Annotated in this window: 15 protein-coding genes, 3 tRNA genes and 1 riboswitch; of the genes, 3 read left to right on the forward strand and 15 right to left on the reverse strand. The window is 58.5% G+C overall.

Annotated features, from left to right (window positions below; genetic code table 11):
- Positions 1-63: 63 nt before the first annotated feature.
- Positions 64-1506, reverse strand: coding sequence for a magnesium transporter (gene mgtE / locus QFX16_RS22065; RefSeq protein WP_283181338.1), 1443 nt, complete (start codon positions 1504-1506; stop codon positions 64-66).
- Between the two features lie 320 nt (positions 1507-1826).
- Between mgtE and QFX16_RS22070 the strand changes: the two genes are divergently transcribed.
- Positions 1827-2345, forward strand: coding sequence for a cell envelope protein SmpA (locus tag QFX16_RS22070; RefSeq protein ID WP_283181339.1), 519 nt, complete (start codon positions 1827-1829; stop codon positions 2343-2345).
- A 19-nt stretch (positions 2346-2364) separates the two neighbouring features.
- Here QFX16_RS22070 and QFX16_RS22075 read toward each other — a convergent pair.
- The 7 genes from QFX16_RS22075 to ltaE all read right to left on the reverse strand — a co-directional run bounded on the left by QFX16_RS22075 (position 2365) and on the right by ltaE (position 8332).
- Positions 2365-2441, reverse strand: a tRNA-Arg gene (locus QFX16_RS22075).
- A gap of 71 nt (positions 2442-2512) precedes the next feature.
- Positions 2513-2589: transfer RNA gene (locus tag QFX16_RS22080), tRNA-Arg, on the reverse strand.
- A 107-nt stretch (positions 2590-2696) separates the two neighbouring features.
- Positions 2697-2787, reverse strand: a tRNA-Ser gene (locus QFX16_RS22085).
- Between the two features lie 62 nt (positions 2788-2849).
- Positions 2850-3038 (reverse strand): carbon storage regulator CsrA, encoded by a 189-nt coding sequence (gene csrA / locus QFX16_RS22090; protein ID WP_002554426.1) that lies wholly within the window; start codon positions 3036-3038, stop codon positions 2850-2852.
- A gap of 185 nt (positions 3039-3223) precedes the next feature.
- Positions 3224-4465, reverse strand: a complete 1242-nt coding sequence (locus tag QFX16_RS22095) for an aspartate kinase (RefSeq protein WP_031319071.1) — start codon at positions 4463-4465, stop codon at positions 3224-3226.
- Positions 4466-4556: 91 nt separating this feature from the next.
- Positions 4557-7181: an alanine--tRNA ligase gene (gene alaS / locus QFX16_RS22100; RefSeq protein WP_283181340.1), complete on the reverse strand. Its 2625-nt coding sequence runs from the start codon at positions 7179-7181 to the stop codon at positions 4557-4559.
- A gap of 146 nt (positions 7182-7327) precedes the next feature.
- Positions 7328-8332, reverse strand: a complete 1005-nt coding sequence (ltaE, locus tag QFX16_RS22105) for a low-specificity L-threonine aldolase (RefSeq protein WP_283181341.1) — start codon at positions 8330-8332, stop codon at positions 7328-7330.
- A gap of 195 nt (positions 8333-8527) precedes the next feature.
- Positions 8528-8698: riboswitch (FMN riboswitch) on the forward strand.
- A gap of 102 nt (positions 8699-8800) precedes the next feature.
- On the opposite strand from ltaE, the gene QFX16_RS22110 reads away from it, so the two are divergent.
- Positions 8801-9310 (forward strand): 6,7-dimethyl-8-ribityllumazine synthase, encoded by a 510-nt coding sequence (locus QFX16_RS22110; RefSeq protein WP_007943897.1) that lies wholly within the window; start codon positions 8801-8803, stop codon positions 9308-9310.
- Positions 9311-9349: 39 nt separating this feature from the next.
- Here the strand turns inward: QFX16_RS22110 and astE are convergent, their stop codons facing one another.
- From astE to QFX16_RS22145, 7 genes are all read right to left on the reverse strand, one after another.
- Positions 9350-10360, reverse strand: a complete 1011-nt coding sequence (gene astE, locus QFX16_RS22115; RefSeq protein ID WP_134417948.1) for a succinylglutamate desuccinylase — start codon at positions 10358-10360, stop codon at positions 9350-9352.
- A gap of 12 nt (positions 10361-10372) precedes the next feature.
- Positions 10373-10660, reverse strand: a complete 288-nt coding sequence (locus QFX16_RS22120; RefSeq protein ID WP_033056735.1) for a hypothetical protein — start codon at positions 10658-10660, stop codon at positions 10373-10375.
- A gap of 20 nt (positions 10661-10680) precedes the next feature.
- Positions 10681-12027 (reverse strand): N-succinylarginine dihydrolase, encoded by a 1347-nt coding sequence (gene astB, locus QFX16_RS22125; RefSeq protein ID WP_283181342.1) that lies wholly within the window; start codon positions 12025-12027, stop codon positions 10681-10683.
- A gap of 120 nt (positions 12028-12147) precedes the next feature.
- A complete protein-coding gene (astD, locus tag QFX16_RS22130) occupies positions 12148-13617 on the reverse strand; it encodes a succinylglutamate-semialdehyde dehydrogenase (protein WP_283184615.1) in 1470 nt (489 codons plus the stop codon).
- The gene (gene astA, locus QFX16_RS22135) at positions 13614-14639 is read right to left on the reverse strand and encodes an arginine N-succinyltransferase (protein ID WP_283181343.1); all 1026 of its coding nucleotides are present in this window, start codon (positions 14637-14639) and stop codon (positions 13614-13616) included. The genes astD and astA overlap by 4 nt, the downstream gene beginning before the upstream one ends.
- A 95-nt stretch (positions 14640-14734) precedes the next feature.
- On the reverse strand, positions 14735-15754 hold the full coding sequence (gene aruF, locus QFX16_RS22140; RefSeq protein ID WP_008154316.1) for an arginine/ornithine succinyltransferase subunit alpha: 1020 nt from the start codon (positions 15752-15754) through the stop codon (positions 14735-14737).
- 204 nt (positions 15755-15958) lie between these two features.
- Positions 15959-17179: an aspartate aminotransferase family protein gene (locus QFX16_RS22145; RefSeq protein ID WP_282482680.1), complete on the reverse strand. Its 1221-nt coding sequence runs from the start codon at positions 17177-17179 to the stop codon at positions 15959-15961.
- A gap of 287 nt (positions 17180-17466) precedes the next feature.
- Here QFX16_RS22145 and QFX16_RS22150 point away from each other — a divergent pair, with 287 nt between their 5' ends.
- Positions 17467-22332, forward strand: a complete 4866-nt coding sequence (locus QFX16_RS22150; protein WP_283181344.1) for a dermonecrotic toxin domain-containing protein — start codon at positions 17467-17469, stop codon at positions 22330-22332.
- The last annotated feature ends 3 nt before the right edge of the window (positions 22333-22335 follow it).

The following is a 22335-nucleotide window of genomic DNA, read 5'->3' on the forward strand; positions in this document are numbered from 1 at the left end:
TTGCCTGAAATTCGGGCAAAAAAAAACCCGCCGATTGATTGGCGGGTTTCTAATGTCGATAAGTCAGAGCAGGAAGATCGTCGCCAACCCGAGAAAGATGAAAAACCCGCCGCTGTCCGTCATGGCGGTGATCATTACACTGGCGCCCATCGCCGGATCGCGTCCGAGGCGCGCCAGCGTCATGGGGATCAGCACGCCCATCAACGCCGCGAGCAACAGATTGAGCGTCATGGCGGCGGTCATCACCACGCCAAGGGACCAACTACCGTAAAGCAGGTAGGCCACCGCACCAATCACCCCACCCCACACCAAACCGTTGATCAAACCGACGGCCAGCTCCTTGCGCATCAGACGTGAGGTATTACCGGTACTCACCTGGTCCAGCGCCATGGCGCGAACGATCATGGTGATGGTCTGGTTACCCGAGTTGCCACCGATGCCCGCCACGATCGGCATCAATGCCGCGAGCGCCACCAGCTTCTCGATCGAACCTTCGAACAGGCCAATCACGCGAGAAGCAATGAATGCCGTAATCAGGTTCACCGCCAGCCAGGCCCAACGGTTACGCAGGGACTTCCAGACTGACGCAAAAATATCTTCCTCTTCACGCAGACCCGCCATGTTGAGAACTTCGTTTTCGCTCTCTTCACGAATCAGGTCGACCATTTCATCGATGGTCAGACGGCCGATCAGCTTGCCGTTCTTGTCGACCACAGGCGCCGAGATCAAGTCGTAACGTTCGAACGCCTGAGCAGCGTCATAGGCGTCTTCGTCCGGGTGAAAACTCACCGGGTCGCTGGCCATGACTTCCGAAACCTGTTTTTCCGGATCGTTGACCAGCAAACGCTTGATCGGCAGCACGCCCTTGAGCACGCCGTCGTAATCGACCACAAACAGTTTGTCGGTATGACCCGGTAGCTCCTTGAGCCGACGCAGGTAACGCAACACCACTTCGAGACTGACGTCCTCACGGATCGTCACCATCTCGAAGTCCATCAGCGCACCGACCTGCTCCTCGTCATAGGACAACGCGGAGCGAACGCGCTCACGCTGCTGACCATCGAGGGTTTCCATCAGCTCGTGGACGACGTCTCGCGGCAGCTCGGAGGCCAGGTCGGCAAGTTCGTCGGCGTCCATATCCTTGGCCGCAGCCAGCAGCTCGTGATCGTCCATGTCGGCGATCAGCGTTTCACGAACCGAATCAGATACTTCGAGCAGAATGTCGCCGTCGCGATCGGCCTTGACCAATTGCCAGAGCGTCAGACGATCGCCCAGCGGCAAGGCTTCAAGGATGTAGGCGACGTCGGCGGAGTGCAGATCATCGAGCTTGCGTTGCAGCTCGACGAGGTTTTGCCGGTGAACCAGGTTCTCGACCCGGTCGTGATGCGGACCTTCCTGACGATGAGTCAGGTCTTCGACCACCCGCTGACGCTGCAGCAGCTCAACAACTTGAGCGAGGCGGTCCTGCAAGCTTTCCTGCGTTTTCTTTACTTCAACTTCAGACATAGGCGAACTCCACTCCCAGCAGCGGGGCACGCCGGAAGGATCAATCAGTCAATTCATGATTGGAAAAATGGGGTACTGAGTAACTACTGGGTAAGTCCATGGAGGTATTCCACAAGCCCCGGCGGGGCTGACGGGCGCAATTATACACCGCCCGACGGTTTTAAACGTTAAAAAATCGTGGCTGAAACAAGCGCTTGCAAGACAAACCTGAGCACCGTCCTGATCCATGAAACTGCGACGACTCATCCTGAAAAGAAAACACACCACAGCCGAAAAATGTAACGACTACCCTTGAGATGGACCGTCATGGAGGACGTTTAATGCAATCGAATGCACATTATTTTTTATTGATTACCCTGCTCTGCCCGTCGCCCTGGGCGCTTGCCACGACCGTTCACCGCTGCGAGGCGGCCGACGGGCGCATTACCTTTACTACGTTGAGCTGTACGGCCGGAGACAGCCTTTCGCTACAGGATGTCCGCACCCTCACACCGGGCAGCACAACCGCTCTCATGCCAGAAGCCGAGAATCGCGAAACATCAGGTATGAAAATCAAAAGGAGAGATCCGACTGTCGTCGGCAAGACCGAGGACAAATGTGGAAACCTCATTAGCGCCAAAGAGCGCCGCGAAGCCATCATCAATCAGCGGATTGTCGCCGGCATGAGTCAGCAGGACGTCGAGAGCGCCCTTGGCAAACCAGACAAGATCAGTATTCGCAATTCAGCCACGAGCTACCGTTACGACACCCAGCGAGGTCGTAGCGCCCACGTCGAGTTCGATGAGAGAGGATGCACCAAAGGAAAAGCCAAATCCCAGACGGCAAAAAGCCCGCGTTAAACGCGGGCTTTTTGGTGTTTGGTGCACTCGACAGGATTCGAACCTGTGACCGCTCGGTTCGTAGCCGAGTACTCTATCCAGCTGAGCTACGAGTGCATTTGTGTTTTTATACCAGATCACAACTGGTTGAAGCCAAGTCATTCACATTACTGCAAACAACTCTTAAATGGTGCACTCGACAGGATTCGAACCTGTGACCGCTCGGTTCGTAGCCGAGTACTCTATCCAGCTGAGCTACGAGTGCATTTGTTGCCGCGCATTATAGGCCGTTTAATCTCTATGTAAAGCACTTTTTCTAGTAATTTCAAACACTTACCGAAGAAGCTAGATTACAACGTACTACGCAAATAATGGCGGAGAACGGGGGATTCGAACCCCCGACACCCTTTTGAGGTGTACTCCCTTAGCAGGGGAGCGCCTTCGGCCACTCGGCCAGCTCTCCGCAACACGGGGCGTATATTAACCAGCTTCTTCCCCGTTTGCAAACATAAAAAACGATAAAAATTAATGGCTTGGTTCTTCGTCCTTCTCTTTCTTTATACGCAGGTAAATTTCCTCACGGTGGACCGCAACCTCTTTCGGGGCGTTGACACCGATACGCACTTGATTTCCTTTGACGCCGAGCACGGTCACGGTGATTTCGCCATCACCAATAATCAGGCTTTCTGCGCACCGACGAGTCAGAATCAGCATACCTTTCTCCTCACGCATTTCATTTCAGGGACAACAGTCTGCAAAAAAAAGGCACTCGACCTACAACCGGAGCGATCGCAGCCCTACATGCCTGAGTATTGACTAGCGCGAGCAAAAGAACAGCCTCAGGTCGCACCATTCAAAAAAACAAAGGGCGCGGTCAGACCGCCCCTTCGGCAAACGCATCACTCGCCCTGTCGGGCCGGTGCGTCCAGTTCGAAAGCTGTGTGCAGCGCGCGCACAGCCAGTTCCAGGTACTTCTCTTCGATCACTACGGAGACTTTGATTTCCGAGGTCGAGATCATCTGGATGTTGATGCTTTCCTTGGCCAGGGATTCGAACATGCGGCTGGCCACGCCTGCGTGGGAACGCATGCCGACACCGACGATCGACACCTTGGCAATCTTGATATCGCCAACGACTTCACGGGCACCTATCTCGCGAGCGGTGTTTTCCAGCACGGTTTGCGCGGCCTGGAAATCATTGCGGTGCACGGTGAAGGTGAAGTCGGTGGTGTTATCGTGCGCGACGTTCTGCACGATCATGTCGACTTCGATGTTCGCGGCGCTGATAGGGCCGAGAATCTTGAATGCAACGCCCGGGGTGTCTGGCACGCCACGGATGGTCAGCTTGGCTTCATCGCGGTTGAAAGCGATGCCGGAAATGATCGGCTGTTCCATGGTTTCCTCTTCATCAATAGTAATGAGGGTGCCCGGACCCTCCTTGAAGCTGTGCAGTACGCGCAGCGGAACGTTGTACTTGCCGGCGAATTCCACCGCACGGATCTGCAATACCTTGGAACCGAGACTGGCCATTTCCAGCATCTCTTCGAAGGTAATCTTGTCCAGGCGCTGAGCCACGGACACCACACGCGGGTCGGTGGTATAGACGCCGTCGACGTCGGTGTAGATCTGGCATTCGTCAGCCTTCAAGGCTGCCGCCAGCGCCACGCCGGTGGTGTCGGAACCACCACGACCGAGGGTGGTGATGTTGCCGTGCTCGTCGACGCCCTGGAAGCCGGCGACAACAACCACACGACCAGCCTTCAGATCGCCACGAATCTTCTGGTCATCAATCTGCAAGATACGCGCTTTATTGTGCGCACTGTCCGTCAGAATCCGCACCTGATTGCCGGTGTAGGACACTGCTGGCACGCCGCGCTTGATCAGCGCCATGGCCAACAGTGCAATCGTCACCTGCTCACCGGTGGAGACGATCACGTCCAGCTCACGAGGAACCGGTTGGCCGTCGCCACTGATTTGCTTGGCCAGATCGATCAGACGGTTGGTTTCGCCGCTCATTGCAGACAGCACAACCACCAGGTCATCGCCGGCATCGCGGAATTTCTTAACCTTGTCGGCGACCTGCTCGATTCTCTCGACAGTGCCGACCGAGGTGCCTCCAAATTTCTGTACGATCAAAGCCATTTCAAAGCCGCCTCTGCCCATGAAGGGCGCCCAAATAATCACTCAAACAGCGTTCCGGCCCGCCACTAGACTGCGGGCCGGACACACCGCCTTATAAACCCTGCTCTACAAATGGAACAGTCAGGGCCAATGCCGCATCCAGTGCGCCAGCGTCAGTACCACCGCCCTGCGCCATGTCTGGACGACCACCGCCCTTCCCGCCCACTGCCGCTGCGGCTTGCTTCATCAAATCACCGGCTTTGAGTTGGCCAGTCAGGTCTTTGGTTACGCCTGCAACCAGAACGACCTTTTCCTCATGGACACTGCCGAGCAGGATCACTGCGCGGCCGAGTTTGTTTTTCAGTTGATCGACCAGCGCCAGCAGCGCCTTGCCGTCCTGACCGTCCAGACGCACGGCCAACACTTTCACGCCTTTGACATCCACGGCAGAAGCCGACAGATCGTCGCCCGCCGCGCTGGCAGCCTTGGCCTGCAACTGCTCGAGTTGCTTCTCCAGCAGACGGTTGCGCTCCAGCACAGCCGACAGCTTGTCGATCAGGTTGTCGCGGCTACCCTTGACCAGGCTGGCCGCTTCCTTGAGTTGTTCTTCAGCAGCGCTCAAGTATGCCAGCGCCGCGGCGCCAGTGACCGCTTCGATACGACGCACGCCGGAAGCCACACCGCCTTCGCTGATAATCTTCAGCAGGCCGATGTCGCCAGTCCGGTTGGCGTGGATACCGCCGCACAGCTCGACGGAGAAACTACCACCCATGCTGAGCACGCGCACATTGTCGCCGTACTTCTCGCCGAACAGCGCCATGGCGCCCTTCTGCTTGGCGGTTTCGATATCGGTTTCTTCGGTTTCAACTTCAGAGTTCTTGCGAATCTCGGCGTTGACGATGTCTTCCAGCGCCTTCAACTGCTCAGGTTTGATGGCTTCGAAGTGGCTGAAGTCAAAGCGCAGGCGCTGACTGTCGACCAACGAGCCTTTCTGCTGAACGTGGTCGCCCAGCACCTGGCGCAATGCCGCGTGCAGCAAGTGAGTCGCCGAGTGGTTCAACGAAGTCGCGTGACGCACTTCGGCATCAACATGAGTCTCTACCGGCGCACCAATGGTCAGGCTGCCCGAGGCCAGCACGCCGTGATGCAAGAAGGCGCCACCGGTTTTGGTGGTGTCGCGTACGTCAAAGCGCGCATTGCCGACCTGAAGGAAACCGCAGTCGCCAATCTGACCGCCGGATTCAGCGTAAAACGGCGTCTGGTTCAGTACGACCACACCCTCTTCGCCTTCGCTGAGTACGTCCACCGACTGGCCATCTTTATACAGACCAACGACTTTCGCCGAACCTTTAGTCGCTTCATAGCCGGTGAATTCGGTGGCCACATCAACCTTGACCAGGCTGTTGTAGTCCATGCCGAAGGAGCTGGCGGAACGGGCACGGACGCGCTGGGCTTCCATCTCGCGCTCGAAGCCTTCTTCGTCGATGGTCAGGCTGCGTTCGCGAGCGATGTCGCCGGTCAGGTCCATCGGGAAACCGTAGGTGTCGTAGAGTTTGAACACTACGTCGCCCGGCACCACGTCGCCTTTGAGCTCGGCCAGATCCTGCTCGAGGATTTTCAGGCCCTGCTCCAGGGTCTTGGCGAATTGCTCTTCTTCAGCTTTCAGTACGCGCTCGATGTGCGCTTGCTGGGATTTCAGCTCTGGGAAGGCTTCGCCCATCTCGGCGACCAGTGCCGCAACGATCTGGTAGAAGAAGCTGCCCTTTGCGCCCAGCTTGTTGCCGTGACGACAGGCGCGACGAATGATCCGGCGCAGCACGTAGCCGCGGCCTTCGTTGGACGGCAGCACGCCGTCGGCAATCAGGAAACCGCACGAGCGAATGTGGTCGGCGACGACTTTCAGGGAAGCCTGATTGTCGTTGGTGCAGCCGATGGCCTTGGCCGATGCAATCAGCAGGCTCTGGAACAGGTCGACTTCATAGTTCGAGTGAACGTGCTGCAGCACGGCACTGATCCGCTCCAGGCCCATGCCTGTATCGACCGACGGCGCTGGCAGCGGGTGCAACACGCCATCGGCGGTGCGGTTGAACTGCATGAACACGTTGTTCCAGATTTCAATGTAACGGTCGCCATCTTCTTCCGGCGAGCCCGGAGGGCCGCCCCAGATGTCGGCGCCGTGATCGTAGAAAATCTCGGTGCAAGGACCGCACGGGCCGGTATCGCCCATGGTCCAGAAGTTATCGGACGCGTACGGCGCGCCTTTGTTGTCGCCGATACGAACCATGCGTTCGGCCGGAACGCCGATTTCTTTGGTCCAGATGTCGTACGCCTCGTCATCGCTGGCGTAGACGGTGACCCAGAGCTTTTCTTTCGGCAGGTTCAGCCACTTGTCGGACGTCAGGAAGTTCCAGGCGTAGGTGATGGCGTCACGCTTGAAATAATCACCGAAGCTGAAGTTACCCAGCATTTCGAAGAACGTGTGGTGACGGGCGGTATAACCGACGTTTTCCAGGTCGTTGTGCTTGCCGCCCGCGCGCACGCATTTCTGGCTGCTGACCGCGCGGGTGTACGCGCGCTTTTCCTGGCCCAGGAAGCAGTCCTTGAACTGGTTCATCCCCGCGTTAGTGAACAGCAGGGTTGGGTCGTTGCCCGGAATCAAAGAGCTGGAGGCTACACGGGTGTGGCCTTGCTCTTCGAAGAAGCGAAGGAAGGCTTCACGGATTTCTGCGCTTTTCATTAGGTTCTTCCACGGAGGCTGCGGCCAAAGGCCTGTGCGAAACGTCAACAGACGAAGCGACGGCAAAGGGCCGCATTATATCGGCCCTGCGCGCGGGGTACAGCGTGTTTATACGATAGAAACGGTCAATTGGACCGCTAACGCTATCAGTTGCGCGAAAACTCGACGAATGTCGCGACGACCTGCTCGATTTGAGCGCGACTGACGTCCATGTGCGTGACCATGCGCAGACGTCCGGCAGCGCTCAGCTTGATCCCGCGTTCGGCGGCAAACGCCTTGATGGCCTCGGCCTTGTCGCCCATCTGCACGTAAACCATATTGGTCTGCACCGGCTCGACCTCGTAACCCGCGGCTCGCAAGCCTTCGGCCAGCAACTGCGCATTGGCGTGGTCGTCAGCCAGACGCTGAACATTATTATCCAGCGCGTACAAACCCGCCGCCGCCAGGATCCCGGCCTGGCGCATGCCGCCGCCGACCATCTTGCGCAGACGCCGCGCCTTGCCGATCAACTCGACCGAGCCGCACAGCACCGAACCGATCGGCGCGCCCAGGCCTTTGGACAGGCAGACCGAGACGGAATCAAAGTGCTGAGTAATTTCACGGGCATCGACACCCAATTTGACCGCCGCGTTGTACAGCCGCGCGCCGTCCAGGTGCAGCTGCAACCCATGTTCACGGGTAAAGCTTCGAGCCTGCGCCAGATACTCCAGCGGCAAAACCTTGCCCTGCATGGTGTTTTCCAGCGCGAGCAAACGGGTGCGGGCGAAGTGGAAGTCATCCGGTTTAATCGCGGCCGCGGCGTGCGCCAGGTCCAGCGAGCCGTCGGCCTGCACTTCCAGCGGTTGTGGCTGGATCGAACCCAGCACCGCCGCACCGCCGCCTTCGTACTTATAGGTGTGAGCCTGCTGGCCAACGATGTACTCGTCACCGCGCTCACAGTGGGCCATCAAGCCCAGCAGATTGCTCATGGTGCCCGTCGGGACAAACAGCGCCGCAGCAAAACCCAACCGTTTTGCCAGTTCGGCTTCCAGACGATTGACCGTCGGATCTTCGCCGTAAACGTCGTCACCCGTGGCCGCGCTGGCCATCGCGTCGAGCATCCCTGCGGTCGGTTGGGTGACGGTGTCGCTGCGAAGATCAATAACGCTCATGAATCTGGCCTCGGTAAGCAGGGAAAATCCCTTTCAGTCAGGAGTTACTGCGGTCATGCAGACGAATAATCAACCCTTGGGCAGGAAAAGGCTTCCTGAAACGACGAAAAAGTCGATAGCAATCATCAGATAGCAGCAATGCACAGGTGAGAAATATGTGTTAAAAACGCTTCGCCGCCAAACAATCTGGCGGCAAAACGTTCTCAGGGCGGGGTGCAACTCCCCACCGGCGGTAATTGCGCGCAATGCGCATAGCCCGCGAGCGCTTGGCGACAGGCACGGCAATGGCTGTGATGGCGGCAAGGTCAGCAGACCCGGTGTGATCCCGGGGCCGACGGTCATAGTCCGGATGAAGAGAGAACGGGATTGGCGCCAAAGGGCCGTCCGCAGGCATTCGTGCGAGCGTGCGTACCCTTAAATCCCATTCGATTCATATGCCCTGTTTTTTACATAAACAGGAGTCAGAACATGCAACCCACCGCAATCGATAGCAAAAGCAAAAACCATCAAGGCGAGCGCGTTGCGTTCATCCAGGCCTGCTGGCACAAGGAAATCGTCGATCAGAGCCGTAAGGGCTTTGTGGCCGAAATGATTGCTCAGGGTTATCAGGAATCGGAGATCGATTTCTTCGAAGTCGGCGGTGCCTTTGAAATACCGCTGCACGCCAAGCTGCTGGCCAAGTCCGGTCGTTATGCCGGTATTGTCGCGGCGGGCCTGGTGGTCGACGGCGGGATCTACCGCCACGAATTCGTCGCCCAGTCGGTGATCAGCGGCTTGATGCAGGTTCAGCTGGAAACCGAAGTGCCGGTGTTCTCGGTGGTCCTGACCCCGCACCACTTCCATGCAGGCGAAGAACATCAGAAGTTCTTCTTCGAGCACTTTGTGCATAAAGGCCAGGAAGCGGCGAAGACGTGCGCGGATACGTTGCACAAGATGCGAGCGCTGCGTCGTAGCGAGCCTCGCGCGGTAGCCGTCTAGTTGAATGATCGTTCCCACGCTCTGCGTGGGAACGATCAGTTAAGCGAGGTTTTCGTCGGTAGTCGGCACAATCAGGATGCCGGCGCGCAGGCCGTTCTTGACCTTGGGGTTCGGGAAGATGATCCGGGCACCCTCCTCCTCAATGATCCACCGGGTCTGGGCGATGTCTTCGGCCAGCAAGTAACCCACTTCCAACTCCGAAAAGTTCTCGATGTCCGCTGGCAGGTTCAGGCGGAAGCTATCGCTGTGCTTGATGATTTCTCGCGCCACGCTATACAGCTGCAAACCGTCCAGCGCCTCTTCGGTCTGGGCCGGCTCGTTGCCTTCGATGATCTGTTTGAGGCGAGTTTCCAGCAGATCGACGTTGACCCCATCGTTCTGCCCGAATGGCCGCGCCTTGCCCAACTCGAGGGTAAAGGACTCCGCACCGAGCTTGTCGTAGGTATAGGAGCTGAAAACGATGGACGGCTTGTTTTGCAGCAGCACCGCTTCCATGCCGGCGGCACGCAGACGCGCCAGTTCCAGGCGTGAATGCTGACGGCCTTCTTTCCAGGGATACAGCGCGAACTGCTCGATTTTCGAACCGCGAATGGCCGTGTGCAGGTCGTAGTGCAGACGGTTGCGATCCGGCAGGCTGAAGAAACTCGCCGCCAGCCGCTCCAGTTCACAGGCGCGCAGGGCTTCGGAGCCACTGCTTTGTTCGTGACGGCCGTTGAACAGCCGGTTGACGTCCTGCTCGATGAAACGCTCGCCTTTGCGAATCGCTTCCGGGTTGCCGAACAGGAACAGGATACGTGCGCGCGGTTTCAAATCACCGCGGGCGAGGTCATGCAACAGGCGATCAAGCAACTCGATCGGCGCTGTTTCGTTGCCATGGATGCCGGCCGACAGCAGCAGGTCCAGGCCGTTGTCGCGAGCTTCAGGTGGCCGGACTTCCAGCGCACCTTCGCTCAACCAGCGCATGCGCACGCCTTCGACAGTCAGTTGAGTCTTCTCCGCCGGTTCGCGGCCGGCGAGGGTCAGTTCAAGCAGTTTGCCGAGGGCGAGCATAGAGCGGTTTCCTTAGTGGTCGTGTGCGCAATCCGGGCCGTGCACGTGGTCTTCGTCACCGACTTCAGCCGGTTCCATTTCCAGTTGCAGACTTACCAGATTAGTCGCCAATGGGCGCAGCAGCAGGTTTGCGTATTCAGCGTCACCTTCCTCGACGTCCACGCCGATCAGCAATTGGCCGCGGCCGTCCTGCTGAATCCACAGCTCTTTGCCTTGCCACATGACCGCGACGCGGGTGCAGGAAGTTTCCAGTTGCGTGCCGTCGGTGTCTTCAAGGATCAGCTGCAGGGTATCGCTCATGTTTTTTACGCTCTCGACGTTCAATTGATCTGGAATGGATAAACCGCGCCCAGTTTAAGGATTTGCGTCAGTTCATCCAGTGCCGTCCGGCACTCAAGCAGCAATTGCGGGTCCGCGAGATCGTTTTCGGTCATGCGGTCGCGGTAGTGCTTGTCGACCCATTCGGTCAGCGTGCCGTACAACGGTGCCGTCATGATAACCCCTGGGTTGACGGCCGCCAGTTCGGTTTCGTTGAGCGCGACGCGCAGTCGCAGGCAAGCCGGGCCGCCGCCGTTCTGCATGCTCTGCTTCAAATCGAACACTTTCACTTCGCGGATCAGGCCGCCGGAGCTGGTCAAACCTTGCAGGTACTGCCAGACACGCGCGTTGCCACGGCATTCTTCCGGCACGATCAACAGCATCGAGCCGTCAGGACGCGACAGCAGTTGGCTATTGAACAGGTAGGAACGAACGGCGTCTTCCACGGTTACCGCTGAACGAGGTACGCAGATCGACTGAAATTTCCCACCGACTTTGGCGAGCTTGCTTTGCAATTCAGCCAGCATTTTGTCGGTGTCGAGGAACGCGTCCTCGTGATAGAACAAAACTTCGCCGTTACCCACCGCGATCACATCGTTGTGGAACACGCCCTGATCGATCACCGAAGGGTTCTGCTGAGCGTAGACCACGCCGTCATCGCTCAAGCCGTGCAGGCGGGCAACCGCCTGGGAGGCTTCGAGGGTCTGGCGGGCCGGGTATTTCTGCGGTGCAGGGTAACGGGTGTCGAACGCGCTGCGACCGAACACGAAGAACTCGACGCCTGCTTCGCCGTATTCACGGCAGAAACGGGTGTGGTTGGCTGCGCCCTCGTCCCCGAACTGCGCCACGGCTGGCAATGCAGCGTGGTGAGCGAAGTGTTTCTGGTCAGCGAACATTGCCCCCAGCACGCGACTGGTGGTCGGGTGTTCGATGCTGCGGTGATATTTGCAGTTCAGGTTGGCCGCGGTGAAATGCACACGGCCATCCGCGGTGTCGGCGCTCGGGCTGACGGTGGCGGCGTTGGCCACCCACATGCTCGACGCCGAGCAACTGGCCACCAGCAACGGCATTGCATCTTTAGCCGCCTGCTCAATCACCTGAGCGTCGGTGCCGCTGAAACCCAAACGACGCAGGGCTGCCACGTCCGGGCGTTCCTGTGGTGCCAGCACGCCCTGTTGAAAGCCCATTTCCATCAGCGATTTCATTTTCGCCAGGCCTTGCAGCGCGGCTTCCTTCGGGTTCGAAGACTGCTGGCTGTTGCTCTGGGACGCGACGTTGCCGTAGGACAAACCGCCGTAGTTATGGGTCGGCCCCACTAGACCGTCAAAATTGACTTCATAGGATTTCATCAGCGAGGCTCCACGAGAATCTGTTGTTATAGGCATCAGGTAACAATTCAGTAAGACCGAGTCGCGGCCTTCGCGGGCAAGCCTCGCTCCTACAGGAGCGAGCTGCTCGCGATGGCGGTCTTACGACATCCGCACACCCGGGGTTAGCGCGGCTGGCAAGGTCAGGCTCGGGGTTTCCAGCGAAGCGACCGGGTACGCGCAGTAATCTGCCGCATAGTAGGCGCTGGCGCGGTGGTTGCCCGAGGCGCCGACACCGCCGAATGGCGCGCTGCTTGCAGCACCGGTCAGCTGTTTGTTCCAGTTGACGATGCCAGCACGGCTTTCCAGCCAGAACTGCTGATAACGCGCTTCGGAATCCGACAGCAGACCGGCCGCCAGGCCATAGTCGGTGTCGTTGGCTTCAGCGATCGCCGCCTCAAAATCAGCGTAGCGGATCACTTGCAGCAGCGGGCCGAACAGCTCTTCATCAGGGCGATCAGCCACTGCCGTTACGTCCAGAATGCCTGGGGTCAGCAAGGCAGCTTGAGCTTGTGGCTGAGTCATTTCCAGCAGCGCGACTGCGCCGTTGCCGAGCAGATGCTCTTGCGCATCCATCAGTGCTTTCGCAGCGCCGAGAGAAATCACCGAGCCCATGAACGGTGCCGGTTGCTGATCAAACGCGCCGACTTCAATCGTACGGCTGACCGCCACCAGACGCGCCAGCAGTGTGTCGCCCCAGGCGCCCTGCGGCACCAGCAAGCGGCGGGCACAGGTGCAACGCTGACCAGCGGAAATGAACGCAGACTGGATGATGGTGTAAACGGCAGCATCGAGGTCTGCGACCTGATCAACGACCAGCGGGTTGTTACCGCCCATTTCCAGCGCGAGGATCTTGTCCGGACGACCGGCAAACTGTTGATGCAGGTGATTGCCGGTGCGGCTGGAGCCGGTGAAGAACAAGCCATCGATCCCCGGATTCGCCGCCAGGGCGATACCGGTTTCGCGAGCGCCCTGCAGCAGGTTCAACACGCCTGCCGGCAGACCGGCTTCGATCCAGCACTTGACCGTCAGCTCGGCGACTTTCGGCGTCAGCTCGCTGGGTTTGAACAGCACGCTATTACCGGCCAGCAGCGCCGGCACGATGTGACCGTTCGGCAAGTGACCAGGGAAGTTGTAAGGCCCGAACACCGCGACCACACCGTGTGGCTTATGGCGCAACACGGCGGTGGCGTCGCCCAACGGGCCGCTCTTCTCGCCGGTACGTTCGCGGTAGCTCTGCACCGAGATCGCAATCTTGTTGACCATGCTGGTGACTTCGGTCGCCGCTTCCCACAAAGGTTTGCCGGTTTCCTCACCGATAGTGCGAGCCAGTTCGTCAGCATTGTTCTTCAGCGCGGCGGCAAAGGCCTCCAGCACGGTGATGCGCTCTTCCAGGGTACGTCGGGCCCAGCTCGGGAATGCCTGGCGCGCGGCTTGCACGGCCGATTCAACCTGAGCAGGGGTAGCGCCTTCGCCGGCCCACAGCACTTGCTGGGTTACCGGGTTCAGCGACTGAAAGGCTTCACCCTGGCCGGCCAACCATTCACCTGCGATGTATAGCGAATTCATTATTTCGACTCCCTGGCAGCGGACAACGGAACGGCGCGCACTTGATCGCCGGCGTTGAGTTGAAGACGTTTGGCGGTCAGCGGATCGACCACCAGCGTGCCGGCGGCGAAACGTGCAGGAGCAGCAGTGATCCGGCAGTCATCGCGTTTGCGGTTATGAATCAGGAACGGTGTGGCGTCGTCACCCGGCGTGCCGATGGCCAGCACCAGCGCCTGGCTGTCGCGAATTGCGCGGATCTTGCCGGTTTCGCACTCCACCGCAGGACCGGCGTCGAAGATGTCGACGTAGCCCTGATAGCTGAAGCCTTCGCTTTTAAGCATGGCCAGCGCCGGCTCGGTGTCCGGATGAACCTGGCCGATCACGTTGCGTGCATCTTCCGACAGGAAGCAGGTGTACAACGGGAATTTCGGCATCAGTTCGGCGATGAACGCCTTGTTGCCCACGCCTGTCAGGTAGTCAGCCTGGCTGAATTCCATCTTGAAGAAGTGACGCCCCAGACTTTCCCAGAACGGCGAACGCCCGGCTTCGTCGGACATGCCGCGCATCTCGGCGATGATCTTGTTGCCGAACAGCTGCGGGAACTCGGCGATGAACAGCATCCGCGCCTTGGCCAGCATGCGACCGTTGAGGCCGGTGCGATAGTCGGCGTGCAGGAACAGCGAGCACAGCTCGGAGTTACCGGTCAGGTCATTGGCCAGGAACAGCGTTGGAATTTCGCGATAGATGTTCAACTCTTGCGAAGCGCTGACGGTCAAGCCAACCCGGAAGTTGTACCAAGGCTCACGCAGACCGACGGCACCGGCAATGGCGGAAATACCCACCACACGGCCGTCATCGTCTTCGAGCACGAACAGGTAGTCCGCATCGCCCCGCCCGGCTTCGCCGCGGAAGGTCTTCTCGGCCCAGCCGACCCGATGGGCCAGACGTTCTTCGTTGGCCGGCAAGGTGGTCAGGCCGGTGCCGGTGCTGCGGGCCAGGTCGATCAGAGCGGGTAAATCGCTGCTGCGTACGGGACGAACGATCATGCTATCTCCTCAAACGGGCCGCTTGCGCCACCCGTGAAACTCGCTGCTTTTTAGGCATTCTTTCCAAGCAATCTTTCCAGGCGTAGCAGCAGGTGTTAAACCGCCACCAGGCGCACGCTGGCACCTTCGCCTACGCCCAAGGCTTCGGCCGCTTCAAGATCCAGGGTCACGGGTTTGCCCGGCGCGTAATCGAGCTCAAGCAAAACGGCGCGGTAATCCTGCAACTGAGCGTTGGCCACCAGGTACTGACGACCGGCGCCTTTGACCGGCTCGCCGATTTTCACCGGGACTACACGGCTCTGAGCGATCGAACGGATCCCCGAGACACGGGCATGCAGGGTCGGGCCGCCGTCGAAAATGTCGATGTAGTGATCGGTCTCGAAGCCTTCGCGCATCAGTATGTCGAAGGTGATCTGCGCGCGCGGGTGCACCTGACCCATCGCCTCTTGAGCGGAGTCCGGCAGCAACGGCACATAGATCGGGTAATGCGGCATCAACTCGGCCAGGAACGTCCGGCTCTTCAGACCGCACAGACGCTCGGCAGCGGCGTAGTTGAGGTCGAAGAAATTACGGCCAATTGCATCCCAGAACGGCGAATCACCGTTTTCATCGCTATAACCGACGATCTCGGTCACCACAGAATCGGCGAAACGCTCCGGATGGCTGGCCACGAACAGCAAGCGACCCCGGGAGTTGAGTTCCGACCAAGCCGACCCCACCAGCTCCGGCAGCACGTAGAAACTGGTCAGCAAACTGTTGCCGGTCAGGTCGTGGCACTGGGAGAGCACGTGGATCTTGTTGTGAATCTTCAGCTCGCGAGAGGCGTGCACAAAGGTTTCATTACGGAAGCTGTAGAACGGCTCGGAATAGCCGGCCGACGCAACAATGGCCGAGCAACCCACCAGTTTGCCGGTGGCGGTGTCTTCGAGGACGAAGAAATAGCTCTCTTCACCGTTGAAGCTGACTTCGGCGGCGAACGAGGCTTCGCTTGCTGCGATCTTGTCGCTCAGGCGTTCAACGTCATCCGGCAAGGAAGTGACACCAATCGGGCTGTCCGCAGCCAGACGCTGTACCTCGCCCAGATCAGCCATTTGCGCGGGGCGCATCACCAGCATGGTGTCACTCCTTTCTCGAAAAACTCTTTTGGGGGAAATAAGCCGAACCCTTGTAGGAGCGAAGCTTGCTCGCGAAGGCGGTGTGTCAGCCGTTGATGACGGTGGCTGACACGACCCATTCGCGAGCAAGCTTCGCTCGTACAGAGAGCGGGTACGGCATAAAAATGGGTTCGACGCCTGAAATGTCAGGCGTCGAAATAACTATCAGGCTTGAGTCAGTTTCGCCGCGGCGCGCTCGAAACGGTCCAGACCGGCATCGATATCGGCGTCTTCAACCACCAGGCTTGGCGCGAAACGAACCACGTCCGGGCCGGCTTGCAGAATCATCAGGCCTTCTTTTTCAGCGGCGTTGAAGATGTCCTTGGCCTTGCCTTTCCAGGCATCGTTCAGCACGCAACCGATCAACAGGCCCATACCACGGACCTGGGTAAACAGGCCGTATTTCTCGCCGATCTGCTCCAGGCGAGCCTTGAACTTGTCGTGCTTGGCGTTGACGCCGGCCAGCACTTCAGGGGTATTAACCACGTCGATCACAGCTTCAGCGACAGCGCATGCCAGCGGATTACCGCCGTAGGTGGTGCCGTGAGTGCCGACGACCAGGTGTTTGGCCAGGTCTTCAGTGGTCAGCATCGCGGCGATCGGGAAACCACCGCCCAGGCTCTTGGCGCTGGTCAGGATGTCCGGCGTCACGCCGTAATGCTGGTAGGCGAACAGCTTGCCGCTGCGGCCCATGCCGGTTTGCACTTCGTCGAAAATCAGCAGCGCGTTGTGCGCGGTGCACAGTTCACGGGCGCCTTGCAGGTACTCGAGTTCGGCCGGGATCACACCGCTCTCGCCCTGGATTGGTTCCAGGACCACAGCGCAAGTCTTGTCAGAGATGGCGGCTTTCAGCGCAGCCAGATCGTTGAACGGCACGTGGGTGATGCCGGTGATCTTCGGACCGAAGCCATCGGAATACTTCGACTGACCACCGACGTTCACGGTGAACAGGGTACGGCCGTGGAAGCTGTTGAGCGCGGCGATGATTTCGTACTTCTCGCTGCCGAAACGATCGAAACCGACGCGACGGGCCAGCTTGAAGGCGGCCTCGTTGGCTTCGGCGCCGGAGTTGCAGAAGAACGCGCGATCGGCAAACGTAGCGTCGATCAGCTTATGCGCCAGGCGCAAGGCCGGCTCATTGGTGAAGACGTTGGACACGTGCCACAGTTTGTTCGCCTGCTCGGTCAAGGCACTGACCAGCGCCGGGTGCGCATGGCCCAATACGTTAACGGCAATCCCGCCGGCGAAGTCGATCAGCTCGCGGCCAGACTGGTCCCAGACGCGGGAACCGGCGCCACGCACAGGGATGAATGCGGCAGGCGCGTAGTTAGGAACCATTACCTGGTCGAAATCGGCGCGTTGTACCGCAGCGTGCTCAACGGACATCGGAGTCTCCTGATGAGGAACACTCGCCTGAAACTGGCGAGCTTGGTGAGGATTGTAAGGACAGTTTTCAGCCCGGCCTTGCCGCCAAGCGACAACTTCTTATAGCGCAAACCCCGGTTTCAGCCGGGTTTACGGCAATGCGACATATAGCGTCGCAAAGGCGCAGTTTAAACTGCCGACACAGGTTATAGGCAGGGTTGTCGAGCGGTGCGGTAAATATGTACCGCACGGAACCGATCATCGTCTGTTTTGCTGGCGGCTCATTCAAAACGCTAAGGGAATAGCGCATGAGCCGATACGAGAACGATCGCCTTTCCACTACTGGAGGCAGTCAATCCGCTACGCAACCGGACGATCACTACCATCATCTGTTCAACAATCTGCCCGTCTGGGTATTAGAAGCATCGTCCAGTACACACCGAGCTCTCAAGAACGCCACGCTTATGACGCCGGACTGGCATGGCACCGCAACACCGCTGCAGCACCAGTCGCTGAAAAAGATCAGTCAGGAACACTGGACCCATCGAAATCGTCTGGACTCAATGCTGTCGAAGCTGCGAAGCGCACAAGCCTTTGCCGAACCGCTGCTGAGCGACGCCCTGAAAACCCGGTTTGACCTGGATCTGGACGTCAAAACCACCTTCCTGCGCCTGTACATCCCTCAAACCGTGCCGCTTTTCGGAATCAAGACTGGCGCCGCGCGCACCTGGACCGTGTCGATGCTCGACGCCGCCCTGCATAACTTTCAGGAATCGGAAACAGCGGCAGGGGCTTACGAGTCAGCCTCGACGTTCATCACCAAACCTTCGCCCACAGGGCAGTTCGATACGCTGCCAGCGGTCAAGCAAAAGCTCACCATCCCGGCCTTTGCCCGGTTATGCCGGGAACTGGATATCGGCGCCCGGTACAACGCTTACCTCAAAGACAATCTGGGGCTGTCCAACCCGGTGGCCGGTGCGGTGTTGAAATCGAAGGTGATCGGCTCGCACAAAACAGCACTCAAATCTGCGCTGCAGATGGCGCAAGTCCGAAAGGATATTTCAGCGGATGCCCATCTCTCGATCCAGCGCATTCTGGAAGGGCGTTGGGGTGCTCGACTGGATGGGCAGCCGCTGCAGGGTCACGACCTGACAATGATGTCCTCCTCGCTGACCGGCATTGTTATTTTCGCGGCGAGCCTGGAGCGCGCACGCACGGCAACACGGATCATTGCCTACATTCCCGATGATCCAGAGCATCCTCTCAAGGAATACCCGAACACATTGGCGTTCATGGCCGAGCTGACCCGCAAACTGCGCTCGCCCGCTTATCAAACGTTCTTCAGTCGCTTCGTCGACCACAAGGAAAGAGGACATTTTTTCGCTGACCTCAATCGTCGCCTCCAGCGCGTGACCTGGCATCAACACCGACATGGCGACCCACTGCCGAGCTGGCGCGAAACGCCCATCGACAAGCCTGATTTGCGGTTTTCGGCGATCCCGTTCAGAGCGGACCTGTGGAACCATCTCTATCAGCGACAGCTGAACAAGATCCTCAACGATGCAAGCACGCTCGCCGTCTCCACCGCCACTGCCGACAGCAACGCGCGATGGGTATTGTGGAATGCCTTCAGCAAAGTGGCCTCGACAATCCTTGAAATCGCGACGTTCGTTGCGCTGCCTTTCGTCCCGTTTCTCGGCGAATTGATGCTCGGCTACATGGCCTACCAGTTACTCGACGAAACCTTCGAAGGCATAGTGGACCTGGCTGAAGGGCTGAAAACAGAAGCGTTCAGGCATCTGATGACGTTCGTCGAAACGGTGGTTCAGGTGGGAACATTTGCGGTGGGCGGCGCCATCGCAGCCCGAACCCTCAGCCGTCTGCTCTCTCGTGAAGCTATTGCGCTTGTCGACCCACTCAAACCCGTCACAACGCCCAAAGGAAAAACCCGCTACTGGAAGCCGAATCTCAAGCCTTACGAACAGGCACTCATTTTGCCGGAAGGAGTAAAACCGGATCATCTCGGTCTCTATCAAAACGAGGGCAAGACGCTGCTGCCATTGGAGGGAAAACTGTATGCCGTGAAGCCCGACCGTGTGCCAGGCACATTTCAGATTGAGCATCCGAAACGAACTGATGCCTATCAGCCGCCTCTGCTGCATAACAACCACGGCGCCTGGCACACAGAGCTGGAGCAACCGCTGAACTGGGACCGGGAAAAGGTCATGCGCCGCCTCGGCCATAGCGTCGAGTCGTTCACCAACGCCGAGCGCGAACAGATCCTGCGGGTCAGCGGTTACCACGACAACGTAGTGCGCGAAATGCATGTCGAACATTATCGTCCGCCTTCGCTGCTGACAGACACGATCAAGCGCTTCAGGATCAACCGGGACATTGAAACTTTTATCGAACAGATCGGCAGCGACCAGCCCGAGCGCTATCGCAAGGCTGATCTGATCCTGCAACATCAATTACTGACCAGCTACGACGATTGGCCTGTCGACACGCCAATGCCGGCACCGGAAACCCAAACACAAGCCTTCAGAAAACAAACGGCCGAACTTGCCCTGAAGCATCAAAAATCGCTGTTCGAGACACGCTATCGCGCGCAGGAGAAAACCGACAACGTGCAGGTCCAGCGGCTGCTCGACGACGTGCATGGATTGCCGACCGATGTCGCGCAAGAGCTGGTGAGCAATGCAACCGGGACCGAGTTACGCCAGCTGCACAACGGTCGCGCGCCCCAACGGCTCAAGGAAGCAGCACTAAAAGCCATGGAGGCCGTACGCGCAACCCGAGCCTGTGAAGGCCTTTATGCCGACGTTTTGGACAACACCAACACCCACCGATTGGCCTTGCATAGCCTGAGTTCGCTGCCCGGCTTTCCCGCCGAACTGCGTATTGAAGTGAGGGATTACACCCATGACGGACTTGTGCGCGACAGCATTGGCCAGGCCGATGCGCCAATCCTGAAAACACTGGTGCGCGCCGAAGACGGCACTTACCAGGTTTATCAAGACAGCGAATCGGTGCCCGGTGATTTTTATCAGGGACTCTTTCAAGCGTTGCCGCAAGCACAGCGTAATGCATTGAGCCCATCGATCACTGATGCTCAGACACTCAAACTACGCATCACCGAACATGCACTGGACCAACCGGCACTACGCAAGCTGTTCGCAAAAAATCCCAATCGAAAACCGTTCTACGATCCGACGACCATGCGCTTGCCTGGCGGCTCAAATGGATACCAGCGCAGCCCCTCCCCGACGCCATCCCTCAACGACCGTGTTCGCGAGGTTTACCCCAGCCTTTCCGAGGAGGAACTCCAGTCTGTTGTTCTCCAGTTACAAACGCATCCCGATGGCGCGCGCATGGAGCTCTCACGCCTGTCCAGCGAGCTCTCGCGACTTCATCAGGACCTGAACACCTGGATAAATGACTCGCCCACTGTTCATCCGCAAACCCGAGCCCCCTTGAACGAATTGGAACGACAGGCTGCTCAACACAATCGCAGGCTGCTGGCCCAGGAAATCCAGCGCAGCTGGCGCCGACAATCAGAGCGGGACTTCGATGGCCCGGATGACACACCGCGCTACGCACTCAGATTTGCCGAGCCGATTCTTGGCGATCTACCGACGCTGACGGCCGATTTCCCCCATGTGTCATTGCTGTCCCTTGAAGGGAGTCATGCTGTGCAGGGTGTTCCCGAGTTTCTTCAGCGCTTCACCAGCTTGCGCCGCCTCGATTTAAAACGCTTTTCCCTGACGTCCCTCCCCGAGGCCATTCCTCGAATGACGGACCTTGATGCGCTGGTGTTAAGCGATTGCGGAATCAGGTTCGATGCAGCCAACTGGGCGAAACTGTCTTCATTGAACAAGCTGGTCATGCTGGATCTGTACCAGAACCCGTTCACTATGGTGCCCAGTGTCGAATCTATGCCTGAGCTTGTTCACCTGGACCTGAGTCGTACCGGCCTGACCGACATTCCCGACAGCGTAGTTCGCCACCCCAAACTTGATACCGCCAAGCTGCTACACAACCGGATCAGTGAGCTGCCTTCGCAATTATTCGAAAGCCCGGTGTACACCAAACGCGCAATACACCTGACGCACAACCCACTTTCGGATAACGCCCGACAACTGATCAAGCATCACTACTTCGACAGCTCATACGATTTGGGTATCTATGCCCCAGAGGCGGACATCAACCGAGTCAGGGCGCTGTACCCGAACCTGGAGGTCGAACAGGCGAGCGAGTTTGTCTATGAACTGGCAGGCACACTGGCAGACGGCCGGATCGAGCTGACAAACCTTGAAGCGGAGTTGGCACAGCTGAGCAACGACCTGGCGGTATGGACAGCCGACCTTCCGGCCCAACACCCGTTGACGGGCGAACCGTTCACCGCCCAACAACAGCTTGTCGAGCACATGAACCGCGACCAGTTCAAACAGACACTGGAGCAGTGCTGGCGGCATGAAAGCGAACAGGATGATTTCAATGAGGCGCTGGAGCCCACCTATGAACTCGTTTTCGAATCCCACACCAACGACGACCTGCCTACCCTGAACGCCGACTTCAGTCATGTGACATCGCTGGAGTTACGCAGCGCCGACGGAGTGACCCGCGCCGGGCGTTTTCTGGAGTCTTTCCCCAACCTCAAAAGCCTCAGACTGCGCGACTGTAATCTGGGCAACATTCCCGATGCTGTGTTCAAGATGGGTCAACTGCGGTCGCTGTCGCTCCCTGAATGCCGCGTCAGACTGTCAGCGGAATCGGCAAGTGCGCTGGCGGGAATGGAACAGCTCGATTATCTCGATCTGGCCCACAACCCCCTGGGGCAAACGCCTGACCTGAGTCAGATGATGGAGCTCGCTACCGTACTGCTGAATGACACCGGTATCACCGAAATACCGCACGGCCTGCTGCAAATGACAGAGCTGGACTGGGCCGACCTCAGTGGCAACGCCATCACCGAAGTCCCCAGCGACGTGCTGGAACTACCGGTGGAAATCGCTGAAAACATCAGTTTTCGAGATAATCGGTTTTCCGGGGAGAGCCTGCTACGACTGATCGGTTACTTCGAACGGACGGGCATGGACTTTGGCGTGGACGAGTTGATCAATCGAGGAGAGATGGATATCTCGACTTCTGAAGGCTCCGACATGGAGGAGTAAATC

It is taken from the genome of Pseudomonas svalbardensis (assembly GCF_030053115.1).
Taxonomy (GTDB): Bacteria; Pseudomonadota; Gammaproteobacteria; order Pseudomonadales; family Pseudomonadaceae; genus Aquipseudomonas; species Aquipseudomonas svalbardensis.

Coding starts and splice junctions, on each gene's coding strand:
- csrA (WP_002554426.1), bottom strand. CDS start 3,038: ATGCTGATTCTGACTCGTCGGTGCGCAGAAAGCCTGATTATTGGTGAT.
- astB (WP_283181342.1), bottom strand. CDS start 12,027: ATGAAATCCTATGAAGTCAATTTTGACGGTCTAGTGGGGCCGACCCAT.
- aruF (WP_008154316.1), bottom strand. CDS start 15,754: ATGCTGGTGATGCGCCCCGCGCAAATGGCTGATCTGGGCGAGGTACAG.
- astA (WP_283181343.1), bottom strand. CDS start 14,639: ATGATCGTTCGTCCCGTACGCAGCAGCGATTTACCCGCTCTGATCGAC.
- QFX16_RS22120 (WP_033056735.1), bottom strand. CDS start 10,660: ATGAGCGATACCCTGCAGCTGATCCTTGAAGACACCGACGGCACGCAA.
- QFX16_RS22110 (WP_007943897.1), top strand. CDS start 8,801: ATGCAACCCACCGCAATCGATAGCAAAAGCAAAAACCATCAAGGCGAG.
- QFX16_RS22070 (WP_283181339.1), top strand. CDS start 1,827: ATGCAATCGAATGCACATTATTTTTTATTGATTACCCTGCTCTGCCCG.
- mgtE (WP_283181338.1), bottom strand. CDS start 1,506: ATGTCTGAAGTTGAAGTAAAGAAAACGCAGGAAAGCTTGCAGGACCGC.
- ltaE (WP_283181341.1), bottom strand. CDS start 8,332: ATGAGCGTTATTGATCTTCGCAGCGACACCGTCACCCAACCGACCGCA.
- alaS (WP_283181340.1), bottom strand. CDS start 7,181: ATGAAAAGCGCAGAAATCCGTGAAGCCTTCCTTCGCTTCTTCGAAGAG.
- astE (WP_134417948.1), bottom strand. CDS start 10,360: ATGCTCGCCCTCGGCAAACTGCTTGAACTGACCCTCGCCGGCCGCGAA.
- QFX16_RS22095 (WP_031319071.1), bottom strand. CDS start 4,465: ATGGCTTTGATCGTACAGAAATTTGGAGGCACCTCGGTCGGCACTGTC.
- QFX16_RS22145 (WP_282482680.1), bottom strand. CDS start 17,179: ATGTCCGTTGAGCACGCTGCGGTACAACGCGCCGATTTCGACCAGGTA.
- QFX16_RS22150 (WP_283181344.1), top strand. CDS start 17,467: ATGAGCCGATACGAGAACGATCGCCTTTCCACTACTGGAGGCAGTCAA.